This window comes from Streptococcus cuniculi (genome assembly GCF_001921845.1).
Classification (GTDB): Bacteria; Bacillota; Bacilli; order Lactobacillales; family Streptococcaceae; genus Streptococcus; species Streptococcus cuniculi.
Window position 1 is genome coordinate 27987 of the sequence record NZ_MSJM01000008.1, and the last position, 25142, is coordinate 53128.

General features: G+C 43.9%; 23 protein-coding genes. 22 read left to right on the forward strand and 1 reads right to left on the reverse strand.

What is annotated here, in order from left to right; translation table 11 throughout:
• Positions 1-21: 21 nt before the first annotated feature.
• From BU202_RS08815 to BU202_RS08860, 10 genes are all read left to right on the forward strand, one after another.
• A complete protein-coding gene (locus BU202_RS08815; RefSeq protein ID WP_075105415.1) occupies positions 22-939 on the forward strand; it encodes a dihydrodipicolinate synthase family protein in 918 nt (305 codons plus the stop codon).
• 47 nt (positions 940-986) lie between these two features.
• Positions 987-1883, forward strand: a complete 897-nt coding sequence (locus BU202_RS08820; protein WP_075105416.1) for an ROK family protein — start codon at positions 987-989, stop codon at positions 1881-1883.
• A gap of 25 nt (positions 1884-1908) precedes the next feature.
• On the forward strand, positions 1909-2736 hold the full coding sequence (locus BU202_RS08825) for a MurR/RpiR family transcriptional regulator (RefSeq protein WP_075105417.1): 828 nt from the start codon (positions 1909-1911) through the stop codon (positions 2734-2736).
• A 49-nt stretch (positions 2737-2785) separates the two neighbouring features.
• On the forward strand, positions 2786-4600 hold the full coding sequence (locus BU202_RS08830; protein WP_075105418.1) for a DUF4091 domain-containing protein: 1815 nt from the start codon (positions 2786-2788) through the stop codon (positions 4598-4600).
• 28 nt (positions 4601-4628) lie between these two features.
• Positions 4629-5849, forward strand: a complete 1221-nt coding sequence (locus BU202_RS08835) for a sialidase family protein (RefSeq protein ID WP_075105419.1) — start codon at positions 4629-4631, stop codon at positions 5847-5849.
• 144 nt (positions 5850-5993) lie between these two features.
• Positions 5994-9020, forward strand: coding sequence for a beta-galactosidase, LacZ type (lacZ, locus tag BU202_RS08840; RefSeq protein ID WP_075105420.1), 3027 nt, complete (start codon positions 5994-5996; stop codon positions 9018-9020).
• A gap of 330 nt (positions 9021-9350) precedes the next feature.
• A complete protein-coding gene (locus BU202_RS08845) occupies positions 9351-10013 on the forward strand; it encodes an HAD family hydrolase (RefSeq protein ID WP_075105421.1) in 663 nt (220 codons plus the stop codon).
• Positions 10014-10093: 80 nt separating this feature from the next.
• Positions 10094-10900 (forward strand): hypothetical protein, encoded by an 807-nt coding sequence (locus BU202_RS08850; RefSeq protein ID WP_083605791.1) that lies wholly within the window; start codon positions 10094-10096, stop codon positions 10898-10900.
• Between the two features lie 117 nt (positions 10901-11017).
• The gene (thrC, locus tag BU202_RS08855) at positions 11018-12502 is read left to right on the forward strand and encodes a threonine synthase (protein ID WP_075105422.1); all 1485 of its coding nucleotides are present in this window, start codon (positions 11018-11020) and stop codon (positions 12500-12502) included.
• A 70-nt stretch (positions 12503-12572) separates the two neighbouring features.
• Positions 12573-13859 carry an MATE family efflux transporter gene (locus tag BU202_RS08860; RefSeq protein ID WP_075105423.1) on the forward strand — a complete coding sequence of 429 codons (1287 nt, stop codon included), beginning with the start codon at positions 12573-12575 and terminating at the stop codon, positions 13857-13859.
• Positions 13860-13865: 6 nt separating this feature from the next.
• On the opposite strand, the gene BU202_RS08865 is transcribed toward BU202_RS08860, so the two are convergent.
• Positions 13866-14702, reverse strand: coding sequence for a MerR family transcriptional regulator (locus BU202_RS08865; RefSeq protein WP_075105424.1), 837 nt, complete (start codon positions 14700-14702; stop codon positions 13866-13868).
• Positions 14703-14789: 87 nt separating this feature from the next.
• On the opposite strand from BU202_RS08865, the gene BU202_RS08870 reads away from it, so the two are divergent.
• The 12 genes from BU202_RS08870 to dnaK all read left to right on the forward strand — a co-directional run bounded on the left by BU202_RS08870 (position 14790) and on the right by dnaK (position 24929).
• Positions 14790-15824 carry an NAD(P)H-dependent amine dehydrogenase family protein gene (locus BU202_RS08870; RefSeq protein ID WP_075105425.1) on the forward strand — a complete coding sequence of 345 codons (1035 nt, stop codon included), beginning with the start codon at positions 14790-14792 and terminating at the stop codon, positions 15822-15824.
• Between the two features lie 356 nt (positions 15825-16180).
• Positions 16181-16447, forward strand: a complete 267-nt coding sequence (locus tag BU202_RS08875) for an ACT domain-containing protein (RefSeq protein ID WP_075105426.1) — start codon at positions 16181-16183, stop codon at positions 16445-16447.
• A gap of 10 nt (positions 16448-16457) precedes the next feature.
• On the forward strand, positions 16458-17795 hold the full coding sequence (locus tag BU202_RS08880) for a PFL family protein (protein WP_075105427.1): 1338 nt from the start codon (positions 16458-16460) through the stop codon (positions 17793-17795).
• 72 nt (positions 17796-17867) lie between these two features.
• Positions 17868-18566, forward strand: coding sequence for a histidine phosphatase family protein (locus BU202_RS08885; protein WP_075105428.1), 699 nt, complete (start codon positions 17868-17870; stop codon positions 18564-18566).
• A 7-nt stretch (positions 18567-18573) separates the two neighbouring features.
• On the forward strand, positions 18574-19281 hold the full coding sequence (locus BU202_RS08890; RefSeq protein WP_089503462.1) for a M15 family metallopeptidase: 708 nt from the start codon (positions 18574-18576) through the stop codon (positions 19279-19281).
• Positions 19282-19387: 106 nt separating this feature from the next.
• Complete coding sequence (locus BU202_RS08895; RefSeq protein WP_083605793.1) at positions 19388-19720, forward strand: PadR family transcriptional regulator; 333 nt, start codon at positions 19388-19390, stop codon at positions 19718-19720.
• The gene (locus tag BU202_RS08900) at positions 19701-20243 is read left to right on the forward strand and encodes a DUF2812 domain-containing protein (RefSeq protein ID WP_075105431.1); all 543 of its coding nucleotides are present in this window, start codon (positions 19701-19703) and stop codon (positions 20241-20243) included. Before BU202_RS08895 ends, BU202_RS08900 begins: the two co-directional genes overlap by 20 nt.
• Positions 20243-20773 (forward strand): DUF2812 domain-containing protein, encoded by a 531-nt coding sequence (locus tag BU202_RS08905; RefSeq protein ID WP_075105432.1) that lies wholly within the window; start codon positions 20243-20245, stop codon positions 20771-20773. Before BU202_RS08900 ends, BU202_RS08905 begins: the two co-directional genes overlap by 1 nt.
• 1 nt (position 20774) lies before the next feature.
• The gene (locus tag BU202_RS08910; protein ID WP_075105433.1) at positions 20775-20987 is read left to right on the forward strand and encodes a hypothetical protein; all 213 of its coding nucleotides are present in this window, start codon (positions 20775-20777) and stop codon (positions 20985-20987) included.
• 314 nt (positions 20988-21301) lie between these two features.
• The gene (hrcA, locus tag BU202_RS08915) at positions 21302-22336 is read left to right on the forward strand and encodes a heat-inducible transcriptional repressor HrcA (RefSeq protein ID WP_075105434.1); all 1035 of its coding nucleotides are present in this window, start codon (positions 21302-21304) and stop codon (positions 22334-22336) included.
• A gap of 48 nt (positions 22337-22384) precedes the next feature.
• Positions 22385-22909 carry a nucleotide exchange factor GrpE gene (gene grpE, locus BU202_RS08920; protein ID WP_075105435.1) on the forward strand — a complete coding sequence of 175 codons (525 nt, stop codon included), beginning with the start codon at positions 22385-22387 and terminating at the stop codon, positions 22907-22909.
• A 196-nt stretch (positions 22910-23105) separates the two neighbouring features.
• On the forward strand, positions 23106-24929 hold the full coding sequence (gene dnaK / locus BU202_RS08925) for a molecular chaperone DnaK (protein ID WP_075105436.1): 1824 nt from the start codon (positions 23106-23108) through the stop codon (positions 24927-24929).
• The last annotated feature ends 213 nt before the right edge of the window (positions 24930-25142 follow it).

The window sequence follows — 25142 nt, forward strand, 5'->3', positions numbered from 1 at the left end:
ATAATAAGAAATGAGAAATAAATGAAAAACTTAGAAAAATATCATGGAATTATCCCCGCATTTTATGCGTGTTATGATGAAAATGGTGAGATTAGTCGTGAAGGTGTTCGTAGCTTGACCGAGTACTTCATTGCAAAAGGTGTGCAAGGTTTGTATGTCAACGGCTCTTCTGGCGAATGTATCTACCAAAGTGTGGCAGACCGGAAAGTGGTCTTAGAAGAAGTCATGGCAGTGGCCAAGGGCAAACTAACCATTATTGCCCATGTTGCCTGCAACAATACTAAAGACGGTATCGAATTGGCACGTCACGCAGAAAGCCTTGGGGTTGATGCGATTGCAGCGATTCCGCCGATTTACTTCCGCCTGCCAGAATACTCGGTTGCCCAGTATTGGAATGACATGAGCGCGGCAGCTCCAAATACAGATTTTGTGATTTACAATATCCCGCAGTTGGCGGGCGTAGCGTTGACACCGAGCCTTTACAAGGAAATGCTCAAAAACGAGCGCGTCATCGGGGTGAAAAATTCCTCTATGCCAGTGCAGGACATTCAAACCTTTGCCAGTCTTGGTGGAGATGACCATGTGGTCTTCAACGGCCCAGATGAGCAGTTCTTGGGCGGTCGCTTGATGGGGGCTGCTGGTGGTATCGGTGGTACCTATGGTGCCATGCCAGAACTCTTCCTCAAACTCGATCAATTGATTGCGGATAAGGACTTGGAGACGGCTAAAGAACTCCAATTTGCTATTAACGCGATTATTGGACGCTTGACCGCTGCGCGTGGCAATATGTATGGCGTTATCAAGGAAGTCTTGCGTATCAATGAAGGCTTGAATTTGGGTAGTGTACGTTCGCCTCTTACTCCAGTTTGTGAAGACGATAAAGAGATTGTTGAAGAAGCTGCACGCTTGATTCGTGAAACCAAGGAACGGTTCTTATAAGAAAAAACTTGCGGGAATTGGTTTCCTGTGAGAAGAAGAGGTGGCTCATGAAAACATATGTTGCCATTGATATTGGTGGGACCAGTATCAAATACGGTTTGATTGATGAAAACGATCAGTTGGTTGAAAGCCATGAAATGCCGACAGAGGCTCATAAGGGTGGGCCTGCGATTTTGGAAAAGGTGGCGGGGATTGTATCTGGCTATCTTGAAACAGTCAGTCTGTCTGGGATTTGCATTTCCTCAGCAGGGATGGTCGATCCTGATAAGGGAGAGATTTTCTATGCAGGTCCGCAAATTCCAAACTATGCTGGCACCCAGTTTAAAAAGGACTTGGAAGCCCAGTTTGGCATTCCTTGTGAAATCGAAAATGATGTCAACTGCGCGGGGCTGGCAGAAGTCATCTCGGGTAGTGGCAAGGGAGCAAAGGTGGCGGTTTGCTTGACCGTGGGAACAGGCATCGGGGGTTGTCTCTTGATTGACTCCCAAGTCTTTCATGGCTTTAGCAATTCAGCCTGCGAGGTGGGTTATCTCCATCTGCCAGAAGGCAGTTTCCAAGATTTGGCTTCAACGACTGCCTTGGTTCGCTACGTTGCAGAAGCGCATGGGGACGATGTGGCAGATTGGAACGGACGACGGATTTTCCAAGAAATTGAAAAGGGCAATCCGCTCTGCAAGCAAGGTGTGGATCGCATGGTGCATTATCTTGCCAAAGGGATTGCCAATATTTGCTATGTAGCCAATCCAGAGGTTGTGATTTTAGGCGGTGGAATCATGGGACAAGAAGCGATTTTGAAACCGAAAATTCAAGAGGCTTTGACAGCTAATCTCGTATCAAGTATCGCAGAAAAGACCAAGATTGTCTTTGCCCAACACCAGAATACAGCTGGTATGTTTGGCGCTTACTATCATTTCAAGCAGAAAAGTGAAGTTCGAAAAGCCTAGTTATTAGGTCAGAAAGGAAAGAGGCATGGTATCATTAGAGAAAAATGTGGTTCCGATGATTGAAGCGGTTTACAGTGATTTCACGCATATTGAGCGGAAGATTGCGGATTATTTTCTCGCAGAAGCTGTGGCAGAAGATGATTTGTCTGCCAAAACGGTGTCTGAAAAGCTCTATGTCTCCCTGCCTTCTCTGACACGCTTTGCCCAGAAATGCGGTTTTACAGGCTATCGGCAGTTTGTCTATGCCTTTCAAGAAGTCAGTTCAACGACGGATTCGCCCCATGTCAATCGAGATTTGACCAAGCATGTCTTGTCGGATTATGGTGAGCTGTTGAATAAGACCTACTCCTTGATTGATGAAGAGCAGTTTGTGCGGGTAGGACATCTCTTGAACAATGCCAAGCGGGTCTACATCTATGGTCAGGGAAGTTCAGGTCTTGTAGCGCGGGAAATTGAGTTTCGCTTTATGCGGCTAGGAATGGCCTGTAAGGCGGTCACCGACGACCACATGATTCGGATGAACCGTGTGACCTTAAATGAAGAATGTCTGGTGATTGGCATTTCTGTTTCAGGTGAGTCCATGAGCATTATCAATGCGGTGCGTGATGCGCGTGAAGCTGGCGCTAGTATGGTTCTCTTGACTTCAAAAAATCGGCAGGAATTGCGTGATAATTGTGACGAATTGGTGCTGGTTGCCATCAAGAAAAATCTGGCGCAGGGCACGATGATTTCCCCGCAGTTTCCGGTGCTCGTGGTCATTGATATTTTCTATGCCTACTATATTGATTTGGATCGGGATGCGCGGCATAAATTATTCACCAACACGCTCTCGGCCTTACAAGTGACGGAATAACTCGATATACCTTTTTAAGGTTATTGTATTAGCAAGGATGATATAAATAATGACCCCAAAAACCATTGAGCAAGATAAGGAAGATTTTGCAAGGAAGTCGCAGGAGGAATTGCAGAATCAGGAACTCTTAGTTGGGAGTTTCACAGATTCTAATCGTCAATATCGCCAGGTCGATTACAATAGCTGTGTAGAGAAAAGTTGTCGTTCACAACAAATAGTAGCATGGAGAAATGATATAGCAGTATCCCAGATCACTGTAGTTGCTAAAGATCAGGATTTGCACAATGTTTCTGTTTTGATAGATGACTTTGTAGATGGACATAAATGTTTGACATCCGAACATATTTCAGCAACCTTTGTAAAATCAGTTATGGCGTATACGGGTATGTTAGGATATGGTAGTACGACACGCCCGATACCAGATGGGAACCGTGAAGAAGCTACGGAAGTTTTGTATTCGTCGCATCCGATTGACATACATGCCTATCATTTGCAAAATATTTGGATTACGATAAACATTCCAAAAGATACAGTTGCTGGGAACTATTGTGGGAAAATTAAGATTGTAGCTGATGAGCTAAAAAAACCATTAGAGTTTTTCTATTCTTTAAAAGTACAAGATCTTGTCTTATATGATGTTGTAGATTTCAAAAATGAAGGTTTTGATATTGAGCTGTGGCAAAATCCCTATGCAGTAGCAGAATATTACAACCTTTTTCCGTTTTCTGAAGAACATTTTGCAGTGCTTCGACCGCATATGGAAAAATATAAGGAAATAGGTGGTCACGCTCTTACGGTCACAATAGTTGATGAGGCTTGGGGTGGACAAACTTATAGTAAGAATACGTTAAAGTTTCCCTCTATGGTAAAGTGGATATGCTCTATAGATGGCTCTTTTTCTTTTGATTATACAGATTTTGATAAATGGGTTACTTTTAATCGTACCTTAGGGTTAGGCGATAAGATTGTTGCTTATAGTTTGGTACCTTGGACAAATAGCATTCGTTATTTTGATGAGCGACATCAGACTTATAAAGTGCTTGATGTACAAGTTGGGACAACGGCTTATGAGATAGTGTGGCGAATGTTTTTGAAGGATTTCATGTGTCATGTAGAAGAAAAAGGCTGGAAGGATTTTATTTACATCGGCATTGATGAACGTGGTTTCCATGAGCAGGCTTTTGACCTTATAGAGAGTGTAGTAGGAGATGACGGGCTACCTTTTAAAATAGCTGGAGCGATGGATAGCTTTGTCAGTAAGAAACCTTTAGCAATGAGAGTGACTGATTTAACAGTTGGTTCAGTTGCTATTAAGGCGTATTTGACTGAGTTTGAAAACCTGATAAAAGAACGTGAAAAGTTAAATTTACGGACAACAATGTACACGTGTACGGGACACATTCCTGGGAATTTCTCGTTGAGTGATCCTGGTGAAAGTTATTGGACGATGCTATATGCTGCTTCGGTTGGAGTAAAAGGGTATCTGCGATGGGCGTATGATTCCTGGGTTGAAAATCCGTTAGAGGATACGACACACAATGCTTTTGAAGCTGGAGATACTTTTTTAATTTTTCCAGATGAGAGAACAGCGCCTCATCCTAGGTCAAAGTCGAGTCTGCGCTTAGAAAAGCTGGCAGAAGGAGTGCGTGATGTCAATAAGATACTTATGTTGAAGAAAATAGCACCGATATATGAGAATCATATTAATCTGTTATTAAAAACGATAAAGCCTACGTACGAACATCATTCTTTATACTTGACTGAAAAAGGCAAAAAAGAGTTAGCGGAGGATATGCGGGAGTTTAAACAAAAATTGCATGATGTAGCTGATGAAATAATAGAATATTTGAACAATATCCTATGAGATGAAGTATTGTGGAAATGGAATCGTAATGAACAATAAGGAAAACAAGAAATATAGCTTTTCAATACCAGAGTATTCTCTGCCGAGAGAAAATTTATCAGATATTGAAAGAGCACCTGGCACGGAACGACAGTATTTGGGGCAGCCGGACATGCTGTTACTAGATGATGATGAGACTTTGATAACTGTTTATCCTATTGGTCATGGTGCTGGTCCGATAGTGATGAGGATAAGTCGCAATCGTGGACAAACTTGGGAGGAAAAGAAGGATCTTCCTCTTTCGTGGAAGTCCTCATATGAAACTCCTACGCTATATAAATTAGATTTATTGAATGGTCAGACGAAATTAATCATGATCACAGGCCTTCCTGATTGGCATGGAAATAATCAAGGGGGGTGGAGGACTTCTCTATCTCATGATAAGGGACAAACGTGGGAGGAGTATCGTACCTTTCACCCTACACTTAAGACTGGTGAACAAAACCATTCGTTAGTTGCTATGGCGAGCTTAATTCAATTAAGGGACGCTAAAGGGAGGAAATTGGATAAATGGATGGGAGTATACCATGATATCCATTTTGTAAATTACAGAACTTATTTGACATTTGATTCAGAAGGGAATGAACAGTGGTCTACTCCAGAACCGTACTTAGTTCATTACCGGAATCTAGAACAGGAATATCAAATTTGTGAAGTAGGACTATTTCGTTCGCCAGACGGAAAAAGAATAGTAGGATTAGCTCGGACACAGAGTCATCGTCATGGTTCAGTGATGTTTTATTCTGATGATGAAGGTGATACGTGGACGAAACCTAAAGAAGTCTCTGCTGCTTTACTGGGAGAGCGACACAAAATCATATATGACCCAAGTAGCCAGCGTTTGCTCATAACATTCCGCGAAATGATATTGGATGTTAATTGTAGTGGTGAAGTGGAGAATGATGATTGGGTAGCCGGAGATTGGATCGCTTGGATTGGCACCTATGATGATTTAATGAATGGCCATGAGGGGCAATACAGGATTAGAATTGCTGAAGATTGGACGAATAGTCCAAAGTCTGGGGATACTGGTTATGCAGGATTAACAGTTACTTCGGACGGTTTGTTCTTACTTAATTCTTACGGGCATTGGGATAGAGAATTTTCAGCTAATTGGTCTGGAGCAGTTACTCAAGATTTGTCTTATATTAAATTAGCATCTTTTAAGCTAGAACAAGTCGATCGAGCATTGGGCTTTGTAAGAAAATAGCTAGCAAAAAGCTGATTGGATAGGTGTAGAAACTGTTTCAAATTCGATGTTAGAGTAGGGATGTGTTGCAAAATATCCATTTAATGATATTTCAATCACTATGTTTTTAAAGGTTTAATGAATAAATATTAGAAAGAGAAAATTATGAAATATGACGAAGCTAGTTTGGAGTGGCTGGAGAATCCAGAAATATTTAGCGTGAATACCCTTCCGGCGCATTCGGCGCATTCGTATTATGAGACAGTCGCGCAAGCAGATGCAAAGATATGTCCATTAAAACAATCGTTGAATGGAAGTTGGAAGTTTGCCTATGCTAAAAATCCGAGTTTGAGACTTCAGGATTTTTATACATTAGACTATGATGTTCGGTCCTTTGATACGATTCAGGTGCCGGGGCATATACAATTGCAGGGTTACGATACACCACAATATATCAATTCTCTCTATCCTTGGGATGGTCAAGAAGCGTTACGCCCTCCATTTATCTCAAGGGAGTATAATCCAGTAGGGTCATATGTAAAAGAGTTTGAGTTGGAGGAGGCACTACATGGGAAGCAAGTAGTTTTATCGTTTCAAGGTGTAGAAACTGCTTTTTATGTATGGATAAACGGTCAATTTGTAGGATATGGTGAAGATTCGTTTACCCCTTCGGAATTTGATGTTACAGATTACCTTAGAGAAGGAATAAATAAACTAGCTGTAGAAGTTTATAAACGTTCGAGTGCAAGCTGGTTGGAAGATCAAGATTTTTGGAGATTCTCTGGTATTTTTCGGGATGTCTATCTCTATGCGATTCCAAAAGTTCATGTGCAAGATTTATTTGTGAAAGCCAGTTTGGTTCATCAATATCAGGATGGATATTTGCAAGTAAAAGCACAGATTGTCGGAGATAGGACAAATGTTCGGCTCTGTGCAACATTAAAAAATGCAGACGGAGAGGTTGTCTATCAACAGGATGAGTCAGCTCAAGAAACTATCGTTTTAGAGCAAGAACTTTCTAATGTACTGGCTTGGAGTGCGGAAAGTCCTCATCTTTATCAACTGGAATTACAACTTGTTCAAGATGGAAAAATCATAGAAGTTGTCCGACAACAAGTCGGTTTTAGAACATTTGAAATCAAAGATAACATCATGTATTTGAATGGGAAGCGAATTGTCTTTAAGGGAGTGAATCGTCATGAATTTCATCCTGAAAGAGGGCGTGCGATAACAGAAAAAGAGATGCTCTGGGACATTCGCTTGATGAAGCAACATAATATCAATGCTGTTAGAACCTCCCATTATCCAAATCAAAGTCGTTGGTATGAGCTCTGTGATGAATATGGTTTGTATGTCATTGATGAGGCCAACTTAGAAAGTCATGGCTCTTGGCAAAAACCTGTTGGAGTAGAACCTTCTTGGAATGTTCCTGGAAGTATTCCGATTTGGCGTGAGAATGTGTTAGATCGTGCAAACAATATGTTCCAGCGAGATAAAAATCATCCGTCCATTTTAATGTGGTCTTGTGGGAATGAATCTTATGCAGGCGACTGTATCACTGCGATGACAGATTTTTTCCATGAGGTAGATGATACACGAATTGTTCATTATGAAGGTGTTTTTTGGAACAGAGAGTTTGATGAAGCAAGTGATGTTGAATCACAAATGTACACCACGCCTCATCATGTCATAAAATATCTTGAGGAAAATCCTTCAAAACCGTTTATTTTATGTGAATATATGCACGCCATGGGCAATTCTTTAGGGGGGCTACACCTTTACACCGAATTGGCGGAGCGCTATCCACAGTATCAGGGTGGATTTATTTGGGACTATATTGACCAAGCGATTTTCAAACAGAACGAGTTTGGTGAAAAAGTTCTCACCTACGGTGGTGATTGGGGAGATCGTGCTACAGACTTTGAATTTTGTGGAAATGGTCTAGTATTTGCGGATCGAAAACCGACTGCAAAATTACAAGAGGTGAAACAACTATATGCTAATATAGTCTTAAAGCCAGATATAGAAGGAGTGACAATCCATAATCAACGCCTGTTTGCTGATACAACGGACTCTTATTTCGTAGCTAGCTTAAAGCGAGATGGAGAGTTGATTTGGCAAACTGAATTTCAAGTCACCGTTTTAGCTGGAGAAACAAAGCACGTAGTGATCGATTATCCAACACAGACAGTAGCTGGAGAGTATACGTATGAGGTAACTCAGCATTTACAAAAAGATACCTTATGGGCCTCTAAAGGTCATGAATTGAGTTGCGGTCAATTGATACATCGTATAGAAGCAACTGCAGCTTCCCAAGAAAATCCTGCCGATTTTCGTGTTGTCAGAGGGGATGGACATATTGGAGTTCATGGCTATAATTTTGACATTTTATTCTCGGTCATTGAAGGAGGTCTTGTTTCTTACGTTAAAAATGGTACGGAATTTATTATCAGAACTCCTAAAACTAGCTTTTGGCGTGCTCTAACGGATAATGACCGAGGAGTGAAGCATGGATTTGACAGAGGCAGCTGGTTAGGGGCTAGTTTATATCAAAAATGTATCAATTTCTCTGTAGAAGAATCTGCTACCGAGGTCACGGTTCAATTTACTCATCAATTGCCACTTGGAGAAAACATTCTTCATACGGTTGCGTATACAGTTGATAGGAATGGTCGTATTCGAGTGAAGGGAGAATATCCGGGCTATGCAGGATTGCCAAGTTTACCCTTATATGGCATTGATTTTAAAGTGAAATCTTCTTATAACTACGTTCGTTATTATGGTTATGGACCAGAAGAAAATTATATTGATCGGCTTTCCGGAGCACGGTTAGGGATTTTTGATACAACAGCTCAACAAAATGTACAGCCCTATTTAGTTCCCCAAGAAACAGGCAATCGATGTCAAGTTCGATGGTTAGAAGTGACGAATTCACGTGGCTGCGGTTTACGTTTTACCGCAGCAGAAACCCCATTTGAAATGAGCGTACTGCCATATAGTGCCTATGAGTTAGAGCAAGCTACCCACCAAGAGGAGTTGGCACCGTCCCGTTTCACTTGGATTCGCTTATTAGCAGCCCAAATGGGGGTTGGAGGAGATAATTCATGGGGAGCACCAGTTCATGATGAATATTTACTTGAAGCAACTAAGCCGTATGTCTTTTCATTTTGGCTAGATGCCATTTGTGAGTAAAGGAGCATGCTTTTCTTCCTTCCTTAATTAACTAAATGAAGAGCCTACTGTAAAATTATTCACCAACACGCTCTCGGCCTTACAAGTGACGGAAGATGTAGACGAAAATGAGATGTAGAGACCTTCTGCTCTCATTTTTTTTGTGTTATAATGATAAGAAAGCGATTACAAACGCATAGTCCAATGAATGAACTTTCAGATAAGGAACGGAAGACGCGGACAGTATGTGAGTACGGCGAGTCGAAAATGACGATGTAGCAAAGTTTATTCAGAAGCAAGACGAGTTAACGATGTAATAGATTAAAACGAAATGACTATAAGAGGGACAAGATGATTCAAGCGATAATATTTGATATGGATGGAGTGATAGTGGATACGGAGTATATCGACTTTCAACTTCAGAAAGAATTTGTAAAAAGGATTTCTCCTGTAGCGGGAGCAGTCGATGAAGCCGCGTTTCCAACATTAGTTGGGCGCTCCTATGCCCATTTGGCACAGGCCATCAAGGACTTGTCAGGGAGCGATTTGTCCTTGGCCGACATCAGTGACCAGCTAGAGGACTATGCCAAAGAACGCTACCAGCAGTTGGATTATCCATCCTTGTTTCGGGCAGATATAGTGGCGATTTTGGACTATGCCAAAGAAAAAGGCATCAAATTAGCAGTTGCTTCGTCCTCACGCAAGGACCATATTGAGGAAGTGTTAGAAGCCTGTGGTATTTTGTCCTATTTCGACACCTTGGTCAGCGGGGAAGCCTTTACCGAAAGTAAACCCAATCCAGCTATTTATTTGGCGACCTTGGCTAAGCTCGGTGTGTCCGCCCAAGATGCGGTGGCAATTGAAGATTCTGCCTTTGGAATTGCAGCAGCAAAAGCGGCAGGTCTAGCAGTCATTGCCTATGAGGAAAGTCGGATGCCGGTGGATCAATCGCAAGCAGACTACCATGAAAAAGATATGCAGAGCATATTGGTGCGCATTAAAGACCTCCATTAAAGACCCCATCAAGTAGACGAAATAAAGCGGGTATGATATACTAGGGCTACTTTATCAACGACAGATGGGAGGCATGGTGTATGCAAATTGTAAACTGGATAGTTCGGTATCAGAAGCAGCTGATGGTGGGGTTCTTCTTGTGTTTGGCCTTGATTTCTGTGTGTATCCTAGCGGATTCTCAGTTCATCCTAAAGATGAATGCCCAGTCAATCTTGTCCTTAGATGAGAAAAAAGAAACGGTTCTGACCTTGACAGCTCTGACGGGGACGACTTCCACAGCTATTACCTTGATTCCTGGGGACGTTGGAACTCCTCTAGCGGAAAATATAGCTGACTTGGCAGACTATCTCCTCATCGTATATGCTGGCATTTGGTTGCAAAAATATTTGGTGTCTATTACCGGTATTGTAGCCTTTAAATGGCTGATTCCAGCGGCCTGTGTCCTGTTTGCAGGGAATGTCTATTTGAAAAAGGATAGGCTTAAGCAGCTGGCAGTGCGTCTGTCTCTTTTTGCGGCAGTCATTTTGTTTATCATTCCTACGAGTGTCTTTGTGTCAAACAAGATAGAATCCACCTACCAGACCTCGATTAACCAGACTATTGAGGCTGCCAAGGAAGTGTCGGAAACGGCATCGGAGCAAAGCGAGAGTTCTCTCTGGGAAAAGGTGACGGGAGCAGCTCAGGGCTTGTTGGAGAAATTTGAGACAGCCTTTGGCAATATGGTGGATGCGGTAGCTGTGCTGATTGTGACGACTTGTATCATTCCGATATTGGTCTTTGCTTTCTTTATCTGGCTCTGCAATATCATCTTTGGAACGCGCCTTGCGCCTGCTGTACCCAAGAAACGGGTGTTAGGAAGTGTGATTCGCAAACGCTCGTCCATGTGACGCATCTTTTTTGAAGAATTGTATGAAAAACCGGATTTTCATCTGGTTTTTTCTTAGATTCTTTCAATTTTCTGACAAATTATGATAAAATGGAAAAAAAGAGTTTGAGGATAAAGCATGACATTAGTATATCAATCAACACGCGATGCGAACAATCGAGTAACGGCTAGCCAAGCGATTTTGCAGGGATTGGCAACAGACGGTGGCCTTTTCACGCCCCTGACCTATCCCCATCTAACCCTCGACTTTGATCGCTTGAAAGACCTGTCTTATCAGGAAGTGGCCAAGCTGATTTTGGGGGCTTTCTTGGACGATTTCACGGCAGAAGAGCTAGACTACTGTATCAACAATGCCTACGATAGCAAGTTTGACGATGCGCGTATTGCGCCCTTGGTCAAGTTAGACGGCCAGTATAACTTGGAATTGTTCCACGGCTCCACCATTGCCTTCAAGGACATGGCCTTGTCTATCTTGCCTTACTTGATGACAACTGCTGCTAAAAAACACGGTTTGGAAAACAAAATCGTCATCTTGACTGCGACGTCAGGCGATACTGGAAAGGCGGCGATGGCTGGTTTTGCTGATGTTCCAGGAACGGAGATTATCGTCTTTTATCCAAAAGACGGCGTCAGCAAGGTGCAGGAATTGCAGATGACCACTCAAACTGGCGACAATACGCATGTGGTGGCGATTGACGGGAACTTTGACGATGCGCAGACCAATGTCAAGGAGATGTTTAATGACGAGGCCTTGCGTGCCAAGTTAGCAGACAAGCAATTGCAGTTTTCATCTGCTAACTCCATGAATATCGGGCGCCTCGTGCCACAGATTGTCTATTATGTCTATGCTTACGCACAGTTGGTCAAAGCAGGTGAGATTGTAGCAGGAGAGGCGGTCAACTTCACCGTGCCAACAGGGAATTTTGGCAATATCTTAGCAGCCTTTTATGCAAAGCAGATTGGCTTGCCAGTTGGAAAACTGATTTGTGCGTCCAACGAAAACAATGTCTTGACAGACTTCTTTAAGACTAAGGTGTATGACAAGAAACGCGCCTTCAAGGTGACAACGAGCCCGTCCATGGATATTCTGGTTTCGTCCAACTTGGAGCGTTTGATTTTCCACCTTTTGGGAAATGATGCCGAAAAAACAGCTGAATTGATGGCCGCCTTGGCGGCAGATGGTCAGTATGAGGTGCAGCCGGTAGAAGCAGAGATATTTGACTGGTTTGTAGCAGAATGTGCGACCGAAGAAGAGACTGCTCTAGAAATCAAACGGATCTATGACAGCTCGCGCTACATCGAAGACCCGCACACAGCGGTCGCTTCCAGCGTGTACCAAAAATATGTGGCTGAAACAAAAGATGCAACCAAGACTGTGATTGCCTCAACGGCTAGTCCTTATAAGTTCCCAGTCGTTGCGGTTGAAGCGGTGACAGGCGAGACAGGCTTGAGTGATTTTGCGGCGCTTGCGCAATTGCAGGAATTGTCAGGTGTGGCACTTCCACTAGCAGTGGACGGTTTAGAAACAGCTACCGTCCGCCACAAGACAGTTGTTGCGGCGCGTGACATGCAGGCAGAAGTGGAACGCTACCTAGGCCTTTAGGAGATAAAAATCCGTCACATTTGTCAACGAAGAATAAAAAGGAGGGAGCTTTTTCAAGCTCCTTTATGATATGGTAGATAATCGAAAAATAATGCAAATTGCGCTGCCAGCCATGGCAGAAAATATTTTACAAATGCTCATGGGCATGGTGGATGGTTACCTTGTGGCTAGTCTCGGCTTGGTAGCCATTTCGGGTGTATCAGTTGCGGGCAACATCATCGCCATTTATCAAGCGATTTTTATTGCTCTAGGTGCCGCTATTTCAAGTGTTTTAGCACGTAGTATGGGGGCAGGTGATGCGGATTCGCAGTCCTATCACGCAACAGAAGCTCTGAAAATCACCTTCTTTTTAAGCCTTGTGCTGGGCTTGATTTCTCTCATCTTTGGGCGGGATATGTTGCGCCTACTAGGGACAGAGACAGCAGTAGCAGAGGTGGGTGGTCTCTTTTTAGCCATTGTAGGTGGGACCATTGTCCTCTTGGGCCTCATGACGAGTCTTGGTGCCTTGGTGCGCACGACAGGCAATCCTCGACTGCCCATGTATGTCAGTCTCTTGACCAATCTGCTCAATGCCATTTTCTCCAGCCTCTTTATCTTTGGTCTGCATTGGGGCATTGTTGGTGTGGCTCTAGGGACTGTTTTGGCACGCTTGGTTGGAGTTCTTGTCTTGTGGAAGTCACTCTCCATTTCCTTTGCTCGACCAAGCTGGGGCTTGGATAAGGACTTGCTTAGTCTGTCCCTGCCTGCTGCGGGGGAACGCCTCATGATGCGGGCGGGTGATGTGGTCATCATTGCGCTGGTGGTGCGCTTTGGGACAGAGGCGGTGGCTGGAAATGCCATTGGCGAAGTCCTGACCCAGTTTAACTACATGCCAGCCTTTGGGATTGCCACAGCCACCGTTCTCTTGGTGGCGCGTAGCTTGGGGCAGGGAAATCAAGAGGCGATTGATCAAACTGCACGAAAGACCTACTGGCTTGCTATCGGCTTGATGTTACCTGTTGCGCTGTTGATGTTTGCTTTTGGAAGACCCTTAACGTATCTGTATACGCAGGATAGCGGTGCAGTCGCAGCAAGTCTTCTTGTCGTCCTCTTTTCACTCTTGGGGGTGCCTTTTACAGCTGGGACAGTCATCTACACCGCCGTGTGGCAGGGCTTGGGCAATGGGAAGCTCCCTTTTTATGCGACAACGATGGGCATGTGGGTGATTCGGATTGGTCTGGGCTATCTTCTTGGGGTGACTTTGCAGCTCGGACTTCCTGGTATCTGGGCAGGTACGCTCTTGGATAATGCCTTTCGCTGGCTTTTCTTGGGAATTCTCTATAAACGTCATAAGAAACAGATTATAGCAAAAACCTAGGCTGACCTAGGTTTTTATTGCGACCTGCATTTTGATAAACATGTCCCGTTCTTGCTCGGACAGGTTTGGCTGTTCGTGGATTACTTCACAGATATAGGGACCGACTGGCTTTAGTCCTTTTTCTTGTAGTAGTTTAAAAAAGAGTGGGAGGCGCTCGACCTCTTCTTCGAAGGAGGTGCAGTAGCTGACAGCATATGGACCAGCCTCTAATGTGACTTCCTTGACAGAAGGGGATTGGAGATAGGGATTATGGAGGAGGGCAAACTGGGTGGAAATCCAGCGTTGCTGCTTGAAATCCTCTGCCTGCATGAGCGAGCCGACCTTGCCAAAATGTTCATAGAAAGGATTGTAGGAGAAGATTTCCTGCTTTAAATAACGGAGATGAAGCTCATACTCTTCCTTGGTCATCTGGTAGATATTTTGCGACAAGTCAAAGGTCCAAATTGTCCGTTCAGGCATTTCCGCTATTTCCAAGACCTTGCTGGTCTTACGCTCTGTATAGAGCAAGGCTCCCGAACGAAAGGCGTCAATTTCTGCAATGCGATGCTCCAAGGCCTCTTTTTCTCGTAGCAACTCCTGATAGCGTTCTTCAATCAATTGGTGGAGATGCGGGCTACTCTTATCGGACAAAATGTCCTTGATGTCTTCCAGGGAAAAATCAAGCTGGCGCAGGTACTGAATGGCGTCTACGATGGACGATTGATTGAGGTGGTAGTAGCGGTAATTGGTTTCAGGGTCAATCTGATAGGGATGAAGCAAGCCGATTTGGTCATAAAAACGCAGGGTGCGGATAGAAATATTGTTGATGTTGGAAAATTCTCCGATGCGTAAAATTTTTTTCATTTTTTTGCAAACTCTCTATTGACTCTCTAGTTACTAGAGACATTATACTATAATTGTGAAAAAAATAACAATAAAAGGAGAATTCACATGAGAACTTCTAAAGTACGTGCAGTCCAATATGGCTGCGGCAAGATGTCAAAAGTGTTGTTCCGCTATCTGGTGGACCATGGGGTAGAAATCGTTGGTGCGATTGACAACAATCCAGCAGTTGTCGGACAAGATGTCGGTGATTTTGCAGAGTTAGGCTATAAGACAGGGGTCATCATTTCAAACGATGCAGAAGCAGTCTTTTCAAGCTGCGATGCCGATATTGCCATTGTCACCATTTTCTCTTATATGCCTGAAATGTATAATTTCTATGAAACAGCGATTAAACATGGGGTCAATGTCATTTCAACCTGTGAAGAAGCTATCTATCCTTGGACAACCTCTCCGTCAGAAACCAATCGCTTGGATACCTTAGCTAAGGAGCATGGAGTGACCATCATGGGGTCTGGCATGCAGGATATTTACTGGATTAATATGCCGTGTCTCATGATGGCGGGTGTCAACAAGATTACTAAAATCAAGGGCGCTGTTAGCTACAATGTGGAAGATTACGGTCTTGCGCTAGCAGAAGCACATGGTGCGGGCTATGATGTGGAGCGTTTTGAAAAGGAAATAGCCTCTGCCGAGAGCTTCCCATCTTACATGTGGAATGCTGCTGAAGGCATTTGTTCAAAAATGAACTGGACCATCAAAGATATTTCCCAAAAGAGCGTGCCTTATATCCTAGATGAGGACATCTATTCTGAAACGCTTGGTCGAACTATTCCAGCAGGAGAAGTGACCGGGATGTCTGCAGTAACGACCATCCACACCCATCAAGGCATCGAACTAGAAGTAGAATGTATCGGAAAAGTCTACCGTGCAGAAGATGGAGATATGTGTGATTTTGAAGTCATCGGCGAGCCTGATTTGATCTTCTCTGTCCATAAGCCTGATACGGTAGCGCATACGTGTGCAACCATTGTCAACCGAATTCCAACGGTTCTTGATGCACCAGCTGGATTTGTGACCTGTGAAAAAGCACGCGAAGTGGAATACTTGACCTACCCAATGCATACCTATGTTGGCAAATAAATCGTTTGTCATGAGTGACTAGCTTCCACAATTGAGAATTGTGGAAGGTTGGAAATAAGGCTAGCGAAGAATCGTTCGCTAGCCTCTTCTAATAGGGAGTGGGACAGAAATCGGTAACTCGTAAGAGTTCGATTTCGTAGACCCCGCTTTCTAATTTTTAGGCTCGAGTATTGACAGTCACTCCCCTGACTGTCCTCGTGGGGGTTTGTCCCAAACTCTTCTTCTTTTTGCTCCTATCCGCAAACGTTTGGTTTTTGCCGTGATTTGCTTAGGATTTCTTCATTAAACTATACAGACAGGTAGGCTTTGTGCTACAATGGTAGGGATAAATTACAATGAAGCGTGAGGAACGACGGATGAAAGCAATTATTACTGTTGTTGGCAAGGACAAGACTGGGATTGTGGCAGGGGTATCTGCCAAGATTGCAGAGCTGGGGCTCAATATTGATGATATTTCCCAGACGGTCTTAGATGAATTTTTCACTATGATGGCGGTTGTATCAAGTGATGAGAAACAAGACTTTACAGCCTTGCGCAGTGAATTTGATGCCTTTGGTGAGACCTTGAATGTCAAGATTAACATTCAAAGCGCGGCGATTTTTGAAGCCATGTATAACATCTAAGAGGTGGCCTATGGATATTAGACAAGTTACAGAAACCATCGCCATGATTGAGGAGCAGAATTTCGACATCAGGACCATTACCATGGGCATTTCGCTCCTTGACTGTATTGATACCGACATTGAGCGGGCAGCTGAGAAGATTTACCAAAAAATTACGACCAAGGCGCGTGATTTGGTAGCAGTCGGAGATGAGATTGCGGCCGAGTTGGGGATTCCCATTGTCAACAAGCGGGTCAGCGTGACACCGATTGCCCTGATTGGAGCAGCGACTGATGCGTCAGACTATGTACCTCTAGCAAAGGCGCTTGACCGTGCGGCCAAAGAAATCGGTGTTGATTTCATCGGCGGTTTTTCCGCCTTGGTGCAAAAGGGCTATCAAAAAGGGGACGAGATTCTAATCAACTCTATTCCTCGAGCTCTGGCAGAGACGGATAAGGTCTGCTCCTCGGTCAATATCGGCTCTACCAAGACGGGGATTAACATGACAGCCGTGCGCGACATGGGGCGAATTATCAAGGAAACAGCCAGTCTTTCTGAAATGGGCGCAGCAAAACTCGTCGTCTTTGCCAATGCGGTCGAGGATAATCCTTTCATGGCTGGGGCCTTTCACGGCGTTGGTGAAGCAGATGTAGTCATCAACGTTGGTGTTTCAGGACCTGGTGTCGTTAAGCGTGCTCTTGAAAAAGTGCGTGGTGAAAGTTTTGATGTCGTGGCTGAAACCGTTAAAAAGACAGCCTTTAAAATCACGCGTATCGGTCAATTGGTCGGTCAAATGGCGAGCGAGCGCCTCGGTGTGAAATTCGGGATTGTCGATTTGAGTCTTGCGCCAACGCCGGCGGTCGGTGACTCGGTAGCGCGTGTCCTTGAAGAAATGGGGCTTGAAACGGTTGGAACGCATGGGACAACGGCTGCCCTTGCTCTGTTAAATGACCAGGTCAAAAAAGGTGGCGTCATGGCCTGCAACCAAGTCGGCGGTCTGTCAGGTGCTTTCATTCCCGTGTCAGAAGATGAGGGCATGATTGCAGCCGTTCAGTCTGGCTCGCTCAATTTGGAAAAATTAGAAGCCATGACAGCGATTTGCTCGGTCGGTCTGGATATGATTGCGATTCCAGAAGAAACGCCTGCTGAAACCATTGCGGCTATGATTGCGGACGAAGCAGCGATTGGGGTCATCAATCAGAAAACCACAGCTGTACGGATTATTCCAAAAGGCAAAGAAGGAGACATGATTGAATTTGGCGGCTTGTTGGGAACAGCTCCCGTCATGAAGGTCAACCAAGCATCATCTGCTGACTTTATCGCACGGGGTGGACAAATCCCAGCACCAATTCACAGTTTTAAGAATTAGAAGATAGGAAACGATTGTCTTAGGCAGTCGTTTTTTGATATAATAGAATGAGGAAATATGAGGAGGAATAAAATGACAGAAACAAGATTATACATTGCTCGTCATGGAAAAACCATGTTTAATACCATTGGTCGTATTCAAGGTTGGTGCGATACGCCTTTAACAAAAATTGGTGAAGAAGGTATTCGCGAGCTAGGGCTTGGTTTGAAAGAAGCGGGTTTGGAATTTAAAGTAGCTGTATCAAGCGATTTAGGACGGACTGTGCAGACCATTACTATCGCCCAAAGAGAATTAGGTATTTTAGGGAAAATCCCTTACTACCAAGACAAGCGGATTCGCGAATGGTGCTTTGGTAGCTTTGAAGGCATGTACGATGCAGAACTGTTTAGCGGTGTCTTGCCACGTATCAGCGGTATTCTTGATGCGGGAACCATGACCTTTGAAGAGATTGCAAATGGTGTCCACGAAGCAGATTCAGCCAACTGGTCCGAGCCTTGGGATGTCTTGAAAGACCGCATTTTGAATGGCTTTGAAAGTATTGCAGCAGACCTTGAAAAGCAAGGTGGAGGCAATGCCTTGATTGTTAGCCACGGTATGACCATTGCGACCTTGGTCAATTTATTGGCACCAGAACGTCCAACCAACTTGGCGCTCGATAATGGCTCTGTCACCGTTTTGAAATATGAAGATGGTCAATTTAGCATCGAAGCAGTTGGGGATATGTCCTATCGACACGTTGGAGCGAGTGTGATTCAAGCGCATGATGAATAAGCAGAAAATGACTAAACTGAGTTTAATCGTCTGCCTACCTGCTCTTGTGGCAACCAATTTCTTTCTTTGGAACTTGGATCCGGCAAGTATGGTTGATAAGTTTGCGACGATAGAAGCAAAGGAGGCTGCACGTTCGTCCGAAGAAGATGTCTTAGCGTCTGCTTCTCTAGATGACTGGGAATTGGTCTTGGTCAATCGTGATCATTTGTTCGAATCAGAGCCAAAATCCTTAGCGACAGTAGGGAATATTCAAGTGGATAGCAGAATTGCGACAGCTACGAAAGACTTTTTAGCAGCCGCTCAAGTAATTGTTCCCGATGAGGTCTTGCTATCAGGCTACAGAAGTCGCGCTGAACAAGAACAGCTCTATAACGAGAGAGTTGCAGAGTTAGAAGCGAGAGGGTTTAATCGGGCAGAAGCAGAAGCTAGGGTTCGTTCTCAAGTGCAACTACCAGGTGCCAGCGAACACCAGACTGGTCTTGCCATTGACATGAGTGAGGAAGCAGGGCAACTAGATGAGGTAGCAGAAAAAATCAAAGCATTGGCACCCCAGTATGGCTTTATCTTGCGCTATCCAGAAGGGAAAAGCCACCTCACAGGAATTGATTTTGAAAGCTGGCACTTCCGCTATGTCGGGGTTGAAAATGCCCAGTACATGGAAAAACACGACTTGGTTCTGGAAGAATACCTTGCTTTATTAAAAGATAGGAAATAAAACGTCATGATTGGCGTTTTTTCTTTGTCCCTCTTGACAAATACATCGAGGTGCGATATACTTTATATATCGAGGTTCGATGTATCGCACTACAAGGAGAAATGGCATGGAAGAAAAAATCAGACGAGTCTATCTTCCAATGACGGAAACAGCATTTTATATTTTATTTGCCTTACAGGAAGAGCGGCATGGCTATGACATCACCCAAAAGACCAAGGAATTGACAGGAGGTCAGGTCGTAATTAGCCCAGGTACCATGTATGGGACCCTTTCTAAAATGGAAAAAGATGGTTTGATTGCCTTTATCCGCGAGGAGGAAAAGCGCAAGCTCTATCTGATAACGGAGTTGGGACGAGAGATTCTAGAAATCGAAAAAGCTAGGATTGAGCGTCTCTATCGAAACAGCCGAGGTGAGAAATATGAAACAGCAGAAATTTAACAAATTCGACCCTAGTCAAACGGAAGCATATTTAACTCGCATGCACCTATCGGGTCAGGCTTTGAAGCAGGTATCATCTTGGAGTGGCAAGATGGAGTTCAGCTCTTGTAAGCCTGAAGAAATGGTCTATCGGATTGATGTTTATCAGCCTAGTAAAAAAGAAGTCGGCTTCTTCCCAGAGTATGATGACCACTATTTGAGTTTCTTTCGGGATGCGAGCTGGGAAATGGTCTGCGGAATGTCACCTTATGTCGTTTGGCGAAAACCTGCAGCCGCAGTCGACCTTCCAGATGAATCGCTCCTCTATAATGACCGCGACAGTATCTACCAGTATCAGAAGAAAATTGTGAGATACCGCATTTTGAGTACCTTCATTATTCCTTGCTTGTCTCTTCCTTCTGTTTTGCGCATTTTTGAATGGAGATGGCAAGAATTTGCCTGGAGTGGTACTATTTTATTGATCTGGCTTGCTTTTGTAGCCTATCAGCTCTGGACACTGTATCGCTTGAAAAAGGAGTTGTAATGATGAAAAAAGAAGTGAAACTGTTCTTTCTGACGGATTTTGAAGAGGAAGAAGACTACCTGGCAGCCATGCACCGCAAGGGTTGGAGATTTAAAGAAATACGGTTTGGCTGTCTTTTTGTCTTTGAACCTTGTAGGCCAGAAGAGGTTGTCTACCGTCTTGATTTTAAGCCACGATTAGGCGAGGATAGAGAAGTGTATGAGCAACTGTATGCAGACTACGGTTGGGAGTGTGTTGGTGTTGGCAATAATTTTGCCTATTTCCGTAAAGCTGTCACAGACGGAGAAGCAGTCGATATTTATAGTGATAGACAGACGAAGCTTGATATGATTAGACAAATTTTTAAGTGGCGGTTTGTAGCTGTCGTGCTGATGGGGCTAACTGTCTTTTGGCAGGCTCTTTATCCTCGAGATGTGAATGATTGGTCCTTGTGGATGTGGAGAGTCTTAGCAAGTGCCTATCTGTTTGTATTGTTGCACTGCGGGCTTGGTTTTTACAAATTGAGAAAGCGTTATGAGGAAAGGGGGTAAAATGAAAAAGGAAACAAATCAGAGAGCTGCTATCGGAGTGGTACCTATTTTAGTTATCAATTTTTTGCTCAATCTGCATCGCTTACAGTTTGAGCAACTGACGGCTACAAAACTGATCACCGATACGATTGTCCTTCTTCACCCTATCTTGATAGGGATTATCTTGTATCGCTGGTGGAAGTTCGTAAAAATGGATAAGGGGAGAAAAACATGAAGAAAACATTTTGGAATATTTTGAAGGTAGTAGGGAGTTTGGTGTTGGTATAGTCAAATGAATTAACTTTCAGACAAGGAACTGAGACGCAGACAGTACTTGAGTACGGCAAGTCGAAAGTGACGATGTATCAAAGTTCATTCATTTGACTATAATCTCGGTCCTGAGACTGATTTTTAGCACTCTTATCAAAAGAGTGCTAATTTTTGGCTTTTTGACCTTGACAATCAGATAAATCGGTGTATAATAGAATCATGAGTTAGCACTCGTAAGGTTAGAGTGCTAATGACAGAATCCTGATTGGAGGTGAGGTTTTGGTAACAGAGCGCCAACATGAAATTCTCAATTTAATCGTTGAAATCTTTACAAAAACACACGAGCCAGTCGGATCAAAAGCTCTCCAAGAAAGTATTGCCTCAAGTAGTGCAACCATTCGAAATGAAATGGCTGCTCTCGAGAAAAAAGGGCTGCTTGAAAAAGCCCATACCTCGAGTGGTCGAATGCCGAGCGTAGAGGGGTTTAAATACTTTGTCGAGCATTCCTTGACCTTTGATAGTCTGGCTGAAGAAGATGTCTATCAGGTTGTCAGACGTTTTGACAGAGAGTTTTTCCGCTTGGATGATATTTTTCAGACGGCGGCGACCATTTTATCTGACTTGACAGCTTGTACGGTGGCGGTGCTCGATGTTGAGCCTAGCCAGCAAAAGCTAACAGCCTTTGACATTGTCGTTCTTAGTCAGCATGCGGCCTTAGCCGTTATGACCTTGGATGAGTCGAAAACGCTGACCAGACAATTCGCCATTCCTAAGAATTTCCTCCGTGGAGATTTGATGGAAGTCAGAACCCTGGTGCGAGAACGCCTGCTTGGCAAATCGGTGCTCGATATTCACTATAAGCTCCGAACCGAGATTCCGCAGATTATCCAACGGCATTTCGTAACGACAGATAATGTACTTCAGCTATTTGAACACATCTTCTCGGATCTCTTTACAGAGGATGTCGTGACTGCTGGAAAGATTCGCTTGCTGGATTTTGCAGATATCAGAGCCTATCAGTTCTTTGATTTTCCGCAAAAGGTAGCCCTTGAAATGCGAAGCAACCTAGCAGAAGATGAAATGCAAAGCGTCAAGGTAGCCGATAGCCGAGAACAATCGCTCTCTAGCCTAACCGTCGTGACGACCAAGTTTCTGATTCCCTACCGTGGATTTGGTCTCTTGTCTGTTATCGGACCGATCAACGTGGATTACAACCGCATGATGAGTCTCATTAACCTCGTCAACCGCGTCCTCATGATGAAACTCACCGATTTCTATCGATATCTAAGCAGTAACCATTATGAGGTGCATTAAGATACGAGAGCGTAAAAAAGTCCAAAATGAATATAAAGGAGGTTTCGTGTGACCGAAGAAATTAAAAAAGAAGAACAACTTGAGGAAGTGGAAGGAACAGAAGAAGTTGTTTCAGAAGAACCCCCTCAAGAAAAATCAGAATTAGAACTGGCGAATGAGCGAGCAGAAGACTTTGAAAACAAGTATCTGCGTGCCGTAGCTGAAATGCAAAACATTCAACGCCGCAGTAGCGAAGAGCGCCAAACCCTGCAAAAATACCGCAGTCAGGACTTGGCTAAGGCAATCTTGCCATCGCTTGATAACTTAGAGCGTGCTTTGGCGGTGGAAGGCTTGACAGATGATGTGAAAAAAGGCCTTGAGATGGTCCAAGAAAGTCTGATTCAAGCACTCAAAGATGAGGGAATCGAAGAAGTGGCAGCAGACGGGGCATTTGACCCTAACTTCCACATGGCCATTCAAACCATGCCGGCAGACGATGATCACCCAGCTGACACCATCGCGCAAGTCTTCCAAAAAGGCTACAAGTTGCATGAGAGGGTGTTGCGTCCTGCGATGGTGGTCGTCTATAACTAGCTCTGTCATTTGCTCTATCCCTGCGTTAAGGCGGTTTGCCTAACTCCAGTTATGCCTGCACCGCCTTGCCTAGCTAAAAGAAAAGATAAACGCTTAAGCGTGACCGAAATGTCCTTAAACTTCTATACATTAAAATGAAAATAAATGACAAGTTATCAGCTTGTAAATAGGAATTTAATTATAAAGAGGTAAAAACATGTCTAAAATTATTGGTATTGACTTAGGAACTACAAACTCTGCAGTTGCTGTTCTTGAAGGAACAGAAAGCAAAATCATTGCAAACCCAGAAGGAAATCGTACAACTCCGTCTGTTGTATCTTTCAAAAATGGTGAAATCATCGTTGGTGATGCCGCAAAACGTCAAGCAGTAACAAACCCAGATACGATTATTTCTATCAAATCAAAAATGGGAACCGCTGAAAAAGTAGCTGCAAACGGAAAAGAATACACTCCACAAGAAATTTCTGCCATGATTCTTCAATACTTGAAAGGTTATGCAGAAGAATACCTTGGTGAAAAAGTAACTAAAGCGGTTATCACTGTTCCTGCTTACTTCAACGATGCACAACGTCAAGCGACAAAAGATGCTGGTAAAATTGCAGGGCTCGAAGTAGAACGTATCGTCAACGAACCAACAGCAGCAGCCCTTGCGTATGGTCTTGATAAGACAGATAAGGAAGAAAAAATCTTGGTATTTGACCTTGGTGGAGGAACATTTGACGTTTCAATCCTTGAATTAGGTGATGGAGTATTCGATGTTCTTGCGACTGCTGGGGACAACAAACTTGGTGGAGATGACTTTGACCAAAAAATCATCGACCACATGGTGGCAGAATTCAAGAAAGAAAACGGCATTGACTTGTCAGCAGATAAAATGGCGGTGCAACGTTTGAAAGATGCGGCTGAAAAAGCCAAGAAAGACCTTTCAGGTGTGACTTCTACTCAAATCAGCTTGCCATTTATCACTGCAGGAGAAGCAGGACCTCTTCACTTGGAGATGACCCTTACTCGTGCAAAATTTGATGATTTGACACGCGACCTTGTGGAGCGTACAAAAGAGCCAGTTCGCCGTGCTTTGTCTGATGCAGGACTTTCTATTTCAGAAATTGACGAGGTTATCCTTGTCGGTGGTTCAACTCGTATTCCAGCTGTTGTGGAAGCTGTGAAAGCTGAAACTGGTAAAGAACCAAACAAATCTGTCAACCCAGACGAAGTAGTCGCAATGGGTGCTGCTATCCAAGGTGGGGTTATCTCTGGTGATGTGAAAGACGTTGTTCTTCTTGACGTAACACCATTGTCACTTGGTATTGAAACGATGGGTGGTGTATTTACAAAACTGATTGAGCGCAACACCACAATTCCAACTTCTAAATCACAAGTCTTCTCAACTGCAGCAGACAATCAACCAGCAGTAGATATTCACGTTCTTCAAGGTGAGCGCCCAATGGCAGCGGACAACAAAACACTTGGACGTTTCCAATTGACAGACATCCCAGCTGCACCTCGTGGAATTCCTCAAATTGAAGTAACCTTTGATATTGACAAAAACGGTATCGTATCTGTTAAAGCCAAAGACCTTGGTACTCAAAAAGAGCAAACCATCGTTATCCAATCAAATTCAGGTTTGACAGATGAAGAGATTGACCGCATGATGAAAGATGCAGAAGCAAACGCAGAAGCAGATAAGAAACGCAAAGAAGAAGTAGACCTTCGCAACGAAGTGGATCAAGCAATTTTTGCGACTGAAAAGACAATCAAAGAAACAGAAGGCAAAGGATTTGACGCTGAACGTGACGCAGCCCAAGCAGCTCTTGACGAATTGAAAGCCGCTCAAGAAGCTAACAACTTGGACGACATGAAAGCGAAATTGGAAAACTTGAACGAAAAAGCACAAGGCCTCGCTGTTAAGATGTACGAACAAGCTGCAGCAGCCCAACAAGCCGCTCAAGGAGCAGAAGGCGCAGCCAACCCAGGACAAGCAGGCGATGATGTTGTTGATGGGGAGTTTACGGAGAAGTAACCCACCAAAACTGACGGGACATATAGTCCTCGTCAGTTAACGGTTGCCGCTATTAGGCGGTCAACCTAGATGTCTTACTAACTCAAAAACAAAGTAATCTCGACTTTGTTTTTGAGTGTCGTAGGATACGGTAAAGAGAACGAAAGAAAAATAGGAATATCTATCTTTTTCCCGAGCGTTTAGTCCGAGTTCAACTTAGAGGCTGGGACAAAA